General features: G+C 59.1%; 12 protein-coding genes and 1 pseudogene. 6 read left to right on the top strand and 7 right to left on the bottom strand.

The window, feature by feature from the left end:
• Nucleotides 1-111: 111 nt before the first annotated feature.
• On the top strand, nucleotides 112-630 hold the full coding sequence (locus H8F22_RS29705; protein ID WP_003464991.1) for a YkgB family protein: 519 nt from the start codon (nucleotides 112-114) through the stop codon (nucleotides 628-630).
• Between the two features lie 179 nt (nucleotides 631-809).
• Here H8F22_RS29705 and H8F22_RS29700 read toward each other — a convergent pair whose 3' ends face one another.
• Nucleotides 810-1,790, bottom strand: coding sequence for an IS5-like element ISPa16 family transposase (locus H8F22_RS29700; RefSeq protein WP_011270155.1), 981 nt, complete (start codon nucleotides 1,788-1,790; stop codon nucleotides 810-812).
• Nucleotides 1,791-1,855: 65 nt separating this feature from the next.
• On the bottom strand, nucleotides 1,856-2,701 hold the full coding sequence (locus H8F22_RS29695) for an AraC family transcriptional regulator (RefSeq protein WP_003464995.1): 846 nt from the start codon (nucleotides 2,699-2,701) through the stop codon (nucleotides 1,856-1,858).
• Between the two features lie 156 nt (nucleotides 2,702-2,857).
• Between H8F22_RS29695 and istA the strand changes: the two genes are divergently transcribed.
• Together istA and istB are read left to right on the top strand one after the other, a co-directional pair.
• Nucleotides 2,858-4,357 carry an IS21-like element ISPst3 family transposase gene (gene istA, locus H8F22_RS29690; protein ID WP_024012635.1) on the top strand — a complete coding sequence of 500 codons (1,500 nt, stop codon included), beginning with the start codon at nucleotides 2,858-2,860 and terminating at the stop codon, nucleotides 4,355-4,357.
• Nucleotides 4,350-5,153, top strand: a complete 804-nt coding sequence (istB, locus tag H8F22_RS29685) for an IS21-like element ISPst3 family helper ATPase IstB (RefSeq protein WP_010454871.1) — start codon at nucleotides 4,350-4,352, stop codon at nucleotides 5,151-5,153. Before istA ends, istB begins: the two co-directional genes overlap by 8 nt.
• Before the next feature lie 459 nt (nucleotides 5,154-5,612).
• Here istB and H8F22_RS29680 read toward each other — a convergent pair whose 3' ends face one another.
• The 4 genes from H8F22_RS29680 to H8F22_RS29665 all read right to left on the bottom strand — a co-directional run bounded on the left by H8F22_RS29680 (nucleotide 5,613) and on the right by H8F22_RS29665 (nucleotide 8,376).
• Nucleotides 5,613-6,113 (bottom strand): GNAT family N-acetyltransferase, encoded by a 501-nt coding sequence (locus H8F22_RS29680; protein WP_000376623.1) that lies wholly within the window; start codon nucleotides 6,111-6,113, stop codon nucleotides 5,613-5,615.
• A 127-nt stretch (nucleotides 6,114-6,240) separates the two neighbouring features.
• Entirely contained in the window at nucleotides 6,241-7,080 is an 840-nt protein-coding gene (sul1, locus tag H8F22_RS29675) for a sulfonamide-resistant dihydropteroate synthase Sul1 (protein WP_000259031.1), read from the bottom strand.
• On the bottom strand, nucleotides 7,074-7,421 hold the full coding sequence (locus H8F22_RS29670) for a quaternary ammonium compound efflux SMR transporter QacE delta 1 (protein WP_000679427.1): 348 nt from the start codon (nucleotides 7,419-7,421) through the stop codon (nucleotides 7,074-7,076). Before H8F22_RS29670 ends, sul1 begins: the two co-directional genes overlap by 7 nt.
• Before the next feature lie 163 nt (nucleotides 7,422-7,584).
• A complete protein-coding gene (locus H8F22_RS29665) occupies nucleotides 7,585-8,376 on the bottom strand; it encodes an ANT(3'')-Ia family aminoglycoside nucleotidyltransferase AadA2 (protein WP_001261740.1) in 792 nt (263 codons plus the stop codon).
• Between the two features lie 145 nt (nucleotides 8,377-8,521).
• On the opposite strand from H8F22_RS29665, the gene intI1 reads away from it, so the two are divergent.
• The 3 genes from intI1 (at nucleotide 8,522) to H8F22_RS29650 (ending at nucleotide 10,831) form a co-directional block, all read left to right on the top strand.
• Complete coding sequence (intI1, locus tag H8F22_RS29660; protein WP_000845048.1) at nucleotides 8,522-9,535, top strand: class 1 integron integrase IntI1; 1,014 nt, start codon at nucleotides 8,522-8,524, stop codon at nucleotides 9,533-9,535.
• A gap of 206 nt (nucleotides 9,536-9,741) precedes the next feature.
• Nucleotides 9,742-9,972 (top strand): hypothetical protein, encoded by a 231-nt coding sequence (locus tag H8F22_RS29655; protein WP_012196455.1) that lies wholly within the window; start codon nucleotides 9,742-9,744, stop codon nucleotides 9,970-9,972.
• A gap of 151 nt (nucleotides 9,973-10,123) precedes the next feature.
• A complete protein-coding gene (locus tag H8F22_RS29650) occupies nucleotides 10,124-10,831 on the top strand; it encodes a recombinase family protein (protein ID WP_058178452.1) in 708 nt (235 codons plus the stop codon).
• Here the strand turns inward: H8F22_RS29650 and H8F22_RS29645 are convergent.
• Nucleotides 10,808-12,559, bottom strand: a pseudogene (locus tag H8F22_RS29645) (Tn3-like element TnAs1 family transposase); the annotation flags it as partial. The gene H8F22_RS29650 and the pseudogene H8F22_RS29645 overlap by 24 nt on opposite strands.
• Between the last annotated feature and the right edge of the window lie 3 nt (nucleotides 12,560-12,562).

Genomic DNA, 12,562 nt, shown 5'->3' with positions numbered 1-12,562 from the left:
CAATACTTTCTGATGCCTCTTGATTAGAGATGCCAGCCATAATCATCTCATCGCCAACGCATACGGCGTTCGGCAGCCAACACACTCTCACTCACTACTGGAAGCTCAGACATGAAAACCATAGGCATTGAAAACTCGAAGTCCAGCGTACAGGCCCACTTAACGCTTGGAACCAAAACTATGGGGCTAGGTATCTATGGCGCGTACTTGGCTCTCGCTATTATTTACTTCTGGTTCGGCGGCATGAAATTTACCCACTACGAGGCCGAGGGCCTGGTTCCACTGGTGAGCAACAGCCCGCTTTTGGGATGGGTGTATAGCATTTTTTCGGTCGACATGTTCTCCAGCCTGCTCGGCATACTAGAGATTTCGATCGGCACTCTGATCGCAGGCCGCATGCTGTCGCCCAAACTATCCGTGGTAGGAGGCGCTCTGTCTGCAGGCCTGTTCTTCACAACCCTTAGCTTTATGTTTTCCACTCCGGGCGTCATTGAGCCTAGTTTAGGGTTTCCGGCGATTTCCGTTGCGCCAGGTCAGTTTCTGCTTAAAGACTTAGGGTTGCTTGCTGTTTCGATATTTGTGGCAGGCCATTCGCTGGTTGAACTGGAAAAACGTAAAATTAATGCATAATTTTTTCAATGGCTTAAGGCAGTAATGCCTTAGGGAAGGTCTGAAGTAGCCCTGTATTTCCGGTCGACTTCAGCCCTCGCTGCTTTTGAAAGCGGGCCGTCGATCAAAATCGACCAGATAACCCGCTCAGTTCTCCGTTTTTGGCCGCCGCGAGCACCTCGCAGCAGCCATTTTCCGCATTACAGGTGCACCTTTCCTGCGGTAGTCAGCAAATGTCGGCGCGCCATCCATAGGTTCGACAGCGCGAACAGCGTCACCAGCTGAGCGGTGTTCTTGGCCAGGCCACGGAAGCGCACCTTCACGTAACCGAACTGGCGCTTGATCACTCGAAACGGGTGCTCGACCTTCGCTCGCACTTGTGCCTTGGCCTTCTCGATCTTGCGCTTGGCTTTGTACAGGGCGCTGCGTTTATCGAGCTTCTTGTAGGTGCTGCGGCGTGCTGCGACCTGCCAGATCACTTCGCGGCCAGCATGTTCGGGGCGCTTTTCGACGCCGGTGTAGCCGGCATCGGCGCAGACGACGTTCTCGTCACCGTGCAGCAGTTTGTCGACCTGGGTGATATCCGCCACGTTGGCTGCCGTGCCTACCACGCTGTGTACCAGCCCCGACTCATCATCCACGCCGATGTGCGCCTTCATGCCAAAGTAATACTGGTTCCCTTTCTTGCTCTGGTGCATTTCCGGGTCGCGCTTGCCGTCCTGGTTCTTGGTCGAGCTGGGCGCGTGGATCAGTGTGGCATCGACGATAGTGCCCTGGCGCAGCGACAGGCCGCGATCCCCCAGGTAGCCATTGATTACGCCGAGGATGCCGGCTGCCAGCTCATGTTTCTCCAGCAAACGACGGAAGTTGAGGATGGTGGTTTCGTCGGGAATGCGCTCCAGGCTCAGCCCGGCGAACTGACGCAGGATGGTCGTCTCGTAGAGCGCTTCTTCCATGGCCGGGTCGCTGTAGCCGAACCAGTTCTGCATCAGATGGATACGTAACATGGCCATCAGCGGATAGGCTGGACGACCACCTTCACCCTTTGGGTAGTGTGGCTCGATCAGGGCAATCAATCCCTTCCACGGCACCACCTGATCCATCTCGATCAGGAACAATTCCTTACGGGTCTGCTTGCGCTTGCCGGCGTACTCGGCGTCGGCGAAGGTCATCTGCTTCATGGAAAAACTCGGCTGGCGGGATCGGCGTATTTCACCAGATGCGGGAAGTCTTTTTCAGACCTTCCTTAGGCCTTTTTGCCATCATTTTCCCCCGCCAGATCTTTCAACCAGTCACGAGGGCTCAACCCCGTCTTGCGTCTAAATGCGCGAGACAGCGCCGAAGGACTTTCGTAGCCGACTTGAGCTGCAATCAGCGTAATCGAGCGCCCTTCTCGCATCAGCTTCTGAGCCAGGCTAACTCGCCAACTCAACAAATAATCAGCAGGCGTCTGTCCGATGACACTCTTGAAATGCACGGCATACGCAGCGCGTGACATATTTGACTCACTGGCCAGCTCTGCTATTGACCAGGCATGTTCCGGGGAGTTGTGCATCTGTAAAAGCGATCGGGCAAGCCGCATGTCGGCCAGTCCAGCCATCATTCCGGTGCGCAACTGGTGATGATCGAGCAGGTAACGGAGCAACAGAATGATTAGGAGCTCAAATAAGCGCTCAAGCGCGGCTTCCCTTCCACAATGCACATTTGCCGCCTCGGCAAACATCCACTCCAACGTGTCTGCCAGCATGGGCAGATCATCGAGTGCGAGCACCAAACAGTCCGGTAATGAAGCCGACAAAGGATTATCAATTCCGCCCTCAAACTCCATGGAAGCACACAACAACTTTGCGCCATCGGACTCACCCGCAAACAATTGATGCTTGGCGGGGCGTGGCATAAAAATCAAGCTAGGGCGAGTGAGCTGCAAATCCTTGCGATCGGGACCAAGCAACGTCACGCTGCCGGCCTGAAGCAGATGGATATAACCTCGCCGCTCGGCGCCATCGTAAGATGCAGAGCCGCATAGGTCGCCGTCATAGAACAGATTGGCCCGCACGCCGAACCGCGAGAGCAAATTAGACAAACGATCCATTGGCCGATCCTTGACGAGTCAGAACGCACAGACCATACCATTGTTGCCGCTGACCGAAAACTGACCCAGTAGAGGCTGTTCTGCCGACTGAAAACTGACCCAGGTGTTCAACTGCTTCTGCTCAATTTTTGAGCAGGAGAACACAGGGTGATCAGTATGGAAATGATGGGCAAAATTCGCCGGATGTATTTCCGCGACAAGCTGTCGCTGCATGAGATAGCCAAGCGCACCGGGTTGGCGCGCAACACGATTCGCAAGTGGGTCAGAGCACCTGAGGCCAAGCCGCCGGTCTACCAACGCCGCGCGATCTTCAACAAACTCAGCCCTTTTCACGCCACGCTGGAGCAGGCGCTAAAAGCCGATTCGCTGCGGCCCAAGCAACAGCGGCGCAGTGCCAAGGCGCTGTTGGCGCAAATCAAAGCCGAAGGTTATGACGGTGGCTACAGCCAGCTCACCGCGTTTATCCGTGCCTGGCGAGGGGGACAGGGCAAGGCGTCGCAGGCCTTTGTGCCGCTGACCTTTGCTCTTGGCGAGGCGTTTCAGTTTGACTGGAGCGAGGAAGGCTTGCTGGTCGGCGGCATTTACCGGCGTATGCAGGTGGCACATCTGAAGCTGTGTGCCAGCCGTGCGTTCTGGCTTGTGGCGTATCCGAGCCAGGGCCATGAGATGTTATTTGACGCCCATACACGCTCGTTCGGCTCCTTGGGCGGCGTGCCGCGCCGGGGCATCTACGACAACATGAAGACCGCCGTCGACAAGGTCAATAAGGGCAAAGGCCGGGCGGTGAATGCGCGCTTTGCGGTGATGTGCGCGCATTACCTGTTCGATCCGGACTTCTGCAACGTCGCCGCTGGTTGGGAAAAGGGCATCGTTGAAAAGAACGTGCAAGACAGCCGCAGGCGTATCTGGCTAGACGCCCAGGACTGCCAGTTTCACTCCTTCGAGGAACTCAATGCCTGGCTGGGCCAGCGCTGCCGCGCGCTTTGGAACGAGCTGACGCACCCTCAATACAGCGGGCTGAGTGTGGCCGAAGTGCTGGAGTTGGAGCGCGCTGAACTGATGCCTGTGCCAGCGCCATTCGACGGTTACGTCGAGCGGCCTGCGCGGGTCTCCAGCACCTGCCTGGTCAGCGTCGGGCGCAACCGCTACTCGGTGCCGTGTGAGTATGCGGGTAAGTGGGTCAGCAGCCGTTTGTATCCGACGCGAATCGAGGTGGTGGCTGACGACGCGCTGATCGCCAGCCATGTCCGCTTGCTGGATCGCGACCAGGTCAGCTATGACTGGCAGCACTACCTCCCGCTGATCGAACGCAAGCCCGGTGCGCTGCGCAACGGCGCGCCCTTTGCTGATCTGCCGGCGCCGCTGCGTCAGCTTAAGCACGGTCTGGGGCGTCATGCCGGCGGTGACCGGATCATGGCGCAAGTTCTGGCTGCCGTACCGGTCGCCGGGCTCGATGCGGTGCTGGTGGCTGTTGAGCTGGTACTGGAAAGCGGCAGCCTGAGCGCCGAACACATCCTCAATGTCGTGGCGCGCCTGGCCGCGACCGAACCACCACCCAGCGTCGAAACCCACTTGTCGCTCAAGGAAGCCCCCGTCGCTAACACGGCGCGCTACGACCGCCTGCGTGGCCAGACCGAGGAGATCGGTCATGCGTGATTTGATGGCGGAACTCAAGGAGCTGCGCCTGCACGGCATGGCCACGGCCTGGGCGGAGTTGACTGCGCAGGGTGAGTCGAACACAGCCTCGTCCAAGTGGCTGCTCGAACACCTGCTGGAACAAGAGCACACAGATCGCGCCATGCGCTCGGTGAGCCACCAGATGAACATGGCCAAGCTGCCGATGCACCGCGACCTGGCCGGCTTCGACTTCAGCGCCTCCAGCGCAGACGCTCGTTTGATCAGCGAACTGGCCAGTCTGGCCTTTACCGACACCGCGCAGAACGTGGTGCTGATCGGTGGGCCTGGCACCGGTAAAACCCACCTGGCCACTGCGCTGGCCGTGTCCGGCATCACCCGGCACGGCAAGCGCGTGCGCTTCTACTCCACGGTCGATCTGGTCAATCTGCTGGAGCGCGAAAAGCACGACGGCAAAGCCGGGCGGATCGCCCAAGCTCTGCTGCGCATGGATCTGGTCATCCTCGACGAACTGGGTTATCTGCCCTTCAGCCAGGCCGGCGGTGCGTTGCTGTTTCACCTGCTATCCAAGCTGTACGAACACACCAGCGTGGTGATCACCACCAACCTGAGCTTCGCCGAATGGTCGAGCGTGTTCGGCGACGCCAAGATGACCACCGCCCTGCTGGATCGGCTGACCCACCACTGCCACATCGTCGAAACCGGTAACGAGTCCTATCGCCTGCAACACAGTAGCTTGGCGGCCCAGGCCAAGATCAAATCACGGGAGCGAAAGCGTAAGGGCGGCCAGGAACCGGAGGACGATGAGCCGTTCTGATTTCATGGCGACGACGGCCTGCTACATGGCTGCGTGTGGCAGGTCTTAAACAACTGAACTGGGCTAGCGAAGGAGTGGGGGCAACAGCAGCTGCGCTGGTAGACTTATCCACAGTTGCTGGTAACAAAATCAGCAATCCGCCCTGGGTCAAATTTCAATCGGCAGGGTGGGTCAATTTTCCATCAGCGCCAACACACTATGGAACCCCACCGCACCAACGTCATTATTTTTCCGAAGGTGCGCGAAGTCGCAGAGGCGGCCGAGCGAGCCTGACAGGCCCGAAAAGCCCGGCACGGGCGTCGGCGGCGATGACGGCGGCGGCATTATCCAGGGTTGATGATGGAAGTGGAGGATATCGACAACCTCTCGCGCAACCAAGACATCGCGGTCGGACTGCAAGTGATCTTGAAGCCACGGGCCCGTCCCACCCCGACATGGACCTCGATGCCCGAACGGACGTTAGATTTCGAGTTCTAGGCGTTCTGCGATGAAGGTTGGATCCCAGCCGGGATTGAAAGTGTCGACGTGGGTGAATCCGAGCCGCTCGTATAGGCCACGCAGGTTCGGGTGGCAGTCGAGCCGCAGCTTGGCGCACCCCTGCGTTCGCGCGGCATGGCGGCAAGCCTCGATCAGCGCGGAGCTGACACCCCGGCCCGCATGTGTCCGTCGCACCGCGAGCTTGTGCAGATATGCGGCCTCCCCCTTGAGGGCGTCGGGCCAGAACTCGGGATCCTCGGCCGACAAGGTGCAACAGCCGACGATGCCGTCGCTGCAACTCGCGACTAGGAGCTCGGATCTCAGGACGAAGGTCTCCGCGAATGTCCGGTCGATCCGCGCGACGTCCCAGGCGGGCGTTCCCTTGGCGGACATCCACGCCGCAGCGTCGTGCATCAGCCGCACAACCTCGTCGATATCACCCGAGCAGGCGACCCGAACGTTCGGAGGCTCCTCGCTGTCCATTCGCTCCCCTGGCGCGGTATGAACCGCCGCCTCATAGTGCAGTTTGATCCTGACGAGCCCAGCATGTCTGCGCCCACCTTCGCGGAACCTGACCAGGGTCCGCTAGCGGGCGGCCGGAAGGTGAATGCTAGGCATGATCTAACCCTCGGTCTCTGGCGTCGCGACTGCGAAATTTCGCGAGGGTTTCCGAGAAGGTGATTGCGCTTCGCAGATCTCCAGGCGCGTGGGTGCGGACGTAGTCAGCGCCATTGCCGATCGCGTGAAGTTCCGCCGCAAGGCTCGCTGGACCCAGATCCTTTACAGGAAGGCCAACGGTGGCGCCCAAGAAGGATTTCCGCGACACCGAGACCAATAGCGGAAGCCCCAACGCCGACTTCAGCTTTTGAAGGTTCGACAGCACGTGCAGCGATGTTTCCGGTGCGGGGCTCAAGAAAAATCCCATCCCCGGATCGAGGATGAGCCGGTCGGCAGCGACCCCGCTCCGTCGCAAGGCGGAAACCCGCGCCTCGAAGAACCGCACAATCTCGTCGAGCGCGTCTTCGGGTCGAAGGTGACCGGTGCGGGTGGCGATGCCATCCCGCTGCGCTGAGTGCATAACCACCAGCCTGCAGTCCGCCTCAGCAATATCGGGATAGAGCGCAGGGTCAGGAAATCCTTGGATATCGTTCAGGTAGCCCACGCCGCGCTTGAGCGCATAGCGCTGGGTTTCCGGTTGGAAGCTGTCGATTGAAACACGGTGCATCTGATCGGACAGGGCGTCTAAGAGCGGCGCAATACGTCTGATCTCATCGGCCGGCGATACAGGCCTCGCGTCCGGATGGCTGGCGGCCGGTCCGACATCCACGACGTCTGATCCGACTCGCAGCATTTCGATCGCCGCGGTGACAGCGCCGGCGGGGTCTAGCCGCCGGCTCTCATCGAAGAAGGAGTCCTCGGTGAGATTCAGAATGCCGAACACCGTCACCATGGCGTCGGCCTCCGCAGCGACTTCCACGATGGGGATCGGGCGAGCAAAAAGGCAGCAATTATGAGCCCCATACCTACAAAGCCCCACGCATCAAGCTTTTGCCCATGAAGCAACCAGGCAATGGCTGTAATTATGACGACGCCGAGTCCCGACCAGACTGCATAAGCAACACCGACAGGGATGGATTTCAGAACCAGAGAAAGAAAATAAAATGCGATGCCATAACCGATTATGACAACGGCGGAAGGGGCAAGCTTAGTAAAGCCCTCGCTAGATTTTAATGCGGATGTTGCGATTACTTCGCCAACTATTGCGATAACAAGAAAAAGCCAGCCTTTCATGATATATCTCCCAATTTGTGTAGGGCTTATTATGCACGCTTAAAAATAATAAAAGCAGACTTGACCTGATAGTTTGGCTGTGAGCAATTATGTGCTTAGTGCATCTAACGCCGGAGTTAAGCCGCCGCGCGTAGCGCGGTCGGCTTGAACGAATTGTTAGACATCATTTACCAACTGACTTGATGATCTCGCCTTTCACAAAGCGAATAAATTCTTCCAAGTGATCTGCGCGTGAGGCCAAGTGATCTTCTTTTTGTCCCAGATAAGCTTGCTTAGCTTCAAGTAAGACGGGCTGATACTGGGCAGGTAGGCGTTTTATTGCCCAGTCGGCAGCGACATCCTTCGGCGCGATTTTGCCGGTTATTGCGCTGTACCAAATGCGGGACAACGTAAGCACTACATTTCGCTCATCGCCGGCCCAGTCGGGCTGCGAGTTCCATAGCTTCAAGGTTTCCCTCAGCGCCTCGAATAGATCCTGTTCAGGAACCGGGTCAAAGAATTCCTCCGCTGCCGGACCTACCAAGGCAACGCTATGTTCTCTTGCTTTTGTAAGCAGGATAGCTAGATCAATGTCGATCATGGCTGGCTCGAAGATACCCGCAAGAATGTCATTGCGCTGCCATTCTCCAAATTGCAGCTCGCGCTTAGCCGGATAACGCCACGGGATGATGTCGTCATGCACGACAAGGGTGACTTCTATAGCGCGGAGCGTCTCGCTCTCGCCAGGGAAAGCCGAAGCCTCCATAAGGTCATTGAGCAATGCTCGCCGCGTCGTTTCATCAAGCTTTACGGCCACAGTAACCAACAAATCAATATCGCTGTATGGCTTCAGGCCGCCATCCACTGCGGAGCCGTACAAATGCACGGCCAGCAACGTTGATTCCAGATGGCGCTCAATGACGCTTAGCACCTCTGATAGTTGGTTCGAAATTTCGATGGTCACCGCTACCCTCATGATGTCTAACTTTGTTTTAGGGCGACTGCCCTGCTGCGTAACATCGTTGCTGCTCCATAACATCAAACATCGACCCACGGCGTAACGCGCTTGCTGCTTGGATGCCCGAGGCATAGACTGTACAAAAAAACAGTCATAACAAGCCATGAAAACCGCCACTGCGCCGTTACCACCGCTGCGTTCGGTCAAGGTTCTGGACCAGTTGCGTGAGCGCATACGCTACTTGCATTACAGTTTACGAACCGAACAGGCTTATGTCCACTGGGTTCGTGCCTTCATCCGTTTCCACGGTGTGCGTCACCCGGCAACCTTGGGCAGCAGCGAAGTCGAGGCATTTCTGTCCTGGCTGGCGAACGAGCGCAAGGTTTCGGTCTCCACGCATCGTCAGGCATTGGCGGCCTTGCTGTTCTTCTACGGCAAGGTGCTGTGCACGGATCTGCCCTGGCTTCAGGAGATCGGAAGACCTCGGCCGTCGCGGCGCTTGCCGGTGGTGCTGACCCCGGATGAAGTGGTTCGCATCCTCGGTTTTCTGGAAGGCGAGCATCGTTTGTTCGCCCAGCTTCTGTATGGAACGGGCATGCGGATCAGTGAGGGTTTGCAACTGCGGGTCAAGGATCTGGATTTCGATCACGGCACGATCATCGTGCGGGAGGGCAAGGGCTCCAAGGATCGGGCCTTGATGTTACCCGAGAGCTTGGCACCCAGCCTGCGCGAGCAGCTGTCGCGTGCACGGGCATGGTGGCTGAAGGACCAGGCCGAGGGCCGCAGCGGCGTTGCGCTTCCCGACGCCCTTGAGCGGAAGTATCCGCGCGCCGGGCATTCCTGGCCGTGGTTCTGGGTTTTTGCGCAGCACACGCATTCGACCGATCCACGGAGCGGTGTCGTGCGTCGCCATCACATGTATGACCAGACCTTTCAGCGCGCCTTCAAACGTGCCGTAGAACAAGCAGGCATCACGAAGCCCGCCACACCGCACACCCTCCGCCACTCGTTCGCGACGGCCTTGCTCCGCAGCGGTTACGACATTCGAACCGTGCAGGATCTGCTCGGCCATTCCGACGTCTCTACGACGATGATTTACACGCATGTGCTGAAAGTTGGCGGTGCCGGAGTGCGCTCACCGCTTGATGCGCTGCCGCCCCTCACTAGTGAGAGGTAGGGCAGCGCAAGTCAATCCTGGCGGATTCACTACCCCTGCGCGAAGGCCATCGGTGCCGCATCGAACGGCCGGTTGCGGAAAGTCCTCCCTGCGTCCGCTGATGGCCGGCAGCAGCCCGTCGTTGCCTGATGGATCCAACCCCTCCGCTGCTATAGTGCAGTCGGCTTCTGACGTTCAGTGCAGCCGTCTTCTGAAAACGACATCTGGTGTTCCTCATTCTCTGGTGGCTGCGCGGCCCGGTGCGCTTTCTTCTCGGCTTGGCTTCGTTCGCCAGTCTCATCACCCTACCGATCATGTGGCTTGGGCTGGACTCGGCCAATAAGACCCACATCATGCTATCGGTCGCAGGCGTCGGCCTTGGTGCGTCGGCCCTCATGTGGTTTTATGACGCGCTTCTCATGAGGCTGGCACCAGAACCAATCCTATTCAGCACCTAAACGAAGGCCGGGCCACTCACCCGGCCTTTTTTGTACGCTCATAGGGCAGAACAAACCAACGTTTTATCTATACCGCAACAGGGTATTTAATTCCTATTTAATCTGCGCTAGAATGAGGCATGTTTAACTGAATCTGACGTTTTCCCTGCAAATGCCAAAATACTATGCCTATCTCCGGGTTTCGCGTGACGGCCAAGACCCGGAAAACCAAAAATACGGTTTGCTCGAATACGCGAACGCCAAAGGCTTCGCGCCGCTACAGATCGAGGAAGAAGTTGCCAGCAGAGCAAAGGACTGGCGCAAGCGCAAGCTCGGAGCAATCATCGAGAAGGCCGAGCGTGGCGACGTGCTACTGACGCCGGAGATTACGCGCATTGCCGGTTCCGCCCTCGCCGCCTTGGAAATTCTCAAAGCGGCGAGCGAGCGCGGCCTGATCGTCCACGTGACCAAACAGAAGATCATCATGGACGGCAGCCTACAAAGCGACATCATGGCAACCGTGCTTGGCTTGGCTGCACAGATCGAGCGGCATTTCATTCAGGCACGTACCACCGAGGCGCTACAAGTCGCCAGAGAGCGCGGCAAGACGCTCGGGCGACCCAAGGGCAGCAAATCGAGCGCCTTGAAGCTGGACAGCCGTATTGATGAAGTACAGGCATACGTGAATCTTGGCTTGCCGCAGAGTCGCGCAGCCGAGTTGTTAGGCGTCAGCCCTCACACCTTGCGCCTGTTCATCAAACGCCGGAACATCAAACCCACAAACACTAGACCAACCATCACCATGCCGGGGAGGGAACAACATGGGGAGCCCGCAGAATTCGGAAAAAATCGTACGCTAAGGTTTTCCGGGCATCCGTAAGGGCCGAAACTTCCCGTCTTCCAGTCTGCGGCTCTGCCGCCAGACGTAATCGCCGGTTAGGTTGATGTGCTCCCAGCCCAGCGGCGACAGGAATTGCAGCAGCTCGCCGTCCACCGGCTTGCCGGCCTCGACCAACCCCTGGGTGGCGCGTTCCAGGTACACCGTGTTCCACAGCACGATAGCCGCCGTCACCAGGTTGAGGCCGCTGGCCCGGTAGCGCTGCTGCTCGAAGCTCCGATCCCTGATTTCCCCAAGGCGGTTGAAGAACACCGCCCTGGCCAGCGAGTTGCGCGCCTCACCTTTGTTCAGGCCGGCATGCACGCGGCGGCGCAGTTCAACACTTTGCAGCCAGTCCAGGATGAACAGCGTGCGCTCGATCCGGCCCAGCTCGCGCAGGGCCACGGCCAGTCCGTTCTGGCGCGGGTAGCTGCCGAGCTTGCGCAGCATCAGCGAGGCGGTGACGGTGCCCTGCTTGATCGAGCTGGCCAGGCGCAGGATGTCGTCCCAGTGGGCACGCACGTGCTTGATGTTCAGGGTGCCGCCGATCAGCGGGCGCAACGTCGGGTAGGCTTGCACGCCCTGCGGCACGTACAGCTTGGTTTCGCCGAGGTCGCGGATGCGCGGCGCGAAGCGGAAGCCTAGCAGGTGCATCAGGGCAAAGACGTGATCGGTGAAGCCGGCCGTGTCGGTGTAGTGCTCCTCGATCCGCAGGTCGGACTCGTGGTACAGCAGGCCGTCGAGCACATAGGTGGAATCGCGGACGCCGACATTCACCACGCGGGTGCTGAACGGCGCGTACTGGTCGGAGATATGGGTATAGAACAGCCGTCCCGGCTCGCTACCGTACTTCGGGTTGACGTGCCCGGTGCTCTCGCCCCGGCCACCCGCGCGGAAGCGCTGGCCATCGGAGGATGAGGTCGTGCCGTCGCCCCAGTGGGCGGCAAAGGCGTGGCGATACTGGTGGTTGACCAGCTCGGCCAAGGCCGCCGAATAGGTTTCGTCGCGGATGTGCCAGGCTTGCAGCCAGGACAGCTTGGCGTAGGTCAGGCCGGGGCTCGACTCGGCCATCTTGGTCAGCCCGAGGTTGATCGCATCACCGAGGATTGCGGACAGCAGCAACGTCCTGTCTTTGGCCTCGGCCCCGTCCTTCAAGTGGGTGAAGTGGCGGCTGAAGCCCGTCCAGTCGTCCACGTCCATCAGCAGTTCGGTGATCTTGATGCGCGGCAGTAACTGGCTGGTTTGGTCGATCAGCGCCTGCGCCCGATCCGGCACCGCCGCATCCAGCGGGGTGATTTTCAGCCCTGACTCGGTGAGGATGGCATCGGGCAGCTCGTTGTCCTTGGCCAGGCGGGTGACGGTGGCCAACTGCTCGTCCAGCAGCTGCAAACGCTCTTCCAGGTACTGGTCGCTGTTCGGGTTGATCGCCAGGGGCAGGGCCTGCTCGCGCTTGAGTGCGGCGAACTTCTCGGCCGGCAGCAGGTAGTCGTCGAAGTCGCGGAACTGCCGCGAGCCCTTGACCCAGATGTCGCCGGAGCGCAGGGCGTTCTTCAGCTCGGACAGGGCGCAGATTTCGTAGAATTTCCGGTCGAGGCCTTCCGGGGTGATCACCAGCGGCTTCCAGCGCGGCTTGATGAAGGCCGTGGGTGCATCGGCCGGCACCTTGCGCAGGTTGTCGGCGTTCATCTCACGCAGGGTCTGCACGGCTGCCAGCACGCCTTGCGCGGCCGGCCC

This window comes from Pseudomonas mucoides (assembly GCF_015461845.1).
Classification (GTDB): Bacteria; Pseudomonadota; Gammaproteobacteria; order Pseudomonadales; family Pseudomonadaceae; genus Aquipseudomonas; species Aquipseudomonas mucoides.
The sequence above is the reverse complement of the archived record's forward strand: the minus strand, read 5'-3'. Positions and strand labels throughout refer to the sequence as shown.

Bases quoted from the DNA above. Each gene is read 5' to 3' on its own strand.
- H8F22_RS29650 (WP_058178452.1), top strand. From the start codon at position 10,124: ATGCCAAAATACTATGCCTATCTCCGGGTTTCGCGTGACGGCCAAGAC.
- H8F22_RS29705 (WP_003464991.1), top strand. From the start codon at position 112: ATGAAAACCATAGGCATTGAAAACTCGAAGTCCAGCGTACAGGCCCAC.
- H8F22_RS29670 (WP_000679427.1), bottom strand. From the start codon at position 7,421: ATGAAAGGCTGGCTTTTTCTTGTTATCGCAATAGTTGGCGAAGTAATC.
- H8F22_RS29700 (WP_011270155.1), bottom strand. From the start codon at position 1,790: ATGAAGCAGATGACCTTCGCCGACGCCGAGTACGCCGGCAAGCGCAAG.
- istB (WP_010454871.1), top strand. From the start codon at position 4,350: ATGCGTGATTTGATGGCGGAACTCAAGGAGCTGCGCCTGCACGGCATG.
- H8F22_RS29680 (WP_000376623.1), bottom strand. From the start codon at position 6,113: ATGGACAGCGAGGAGCCTCCGAACGTTCGGGTCGCCTGCTCGGGTGAT.
- H8F22_RS29695 (WP_003464995.1), bottom strand. From the start codon at position 2,701: ATGGATCGTTTGTCTAATTTGCTCTCGCGGTTCGGCGTGCGGGCCAAT.
- istA (WP_024012635.1), top strand. From the start codon at position 2,858: ATGGAAATGATGGGCAAAATTCGCCGGATGTATTTCCGCGACAAGCTG.
- intI1 (WP_000845048.1), top strand. From the start codon at position 8,522: ATGAAAACCGCCACTGCGCCGTTACCACCGCTGCGTTCGGTCAAGGTT.
- H8F22_RS29665 (WP_001261740.1), bottom strand. From the start codon at position 8,376: ATGAGGGTAGCGGTGACCATCGAAATTTCGAACCAACTATCAGAGGTG.
- sul1 (WP_000259031.1), bottom strand. From the start codon at position 7,080: ATGGTGACGGTGTTCGGCATTCTGAATCTCACCGAGGACTCCTTCTTC.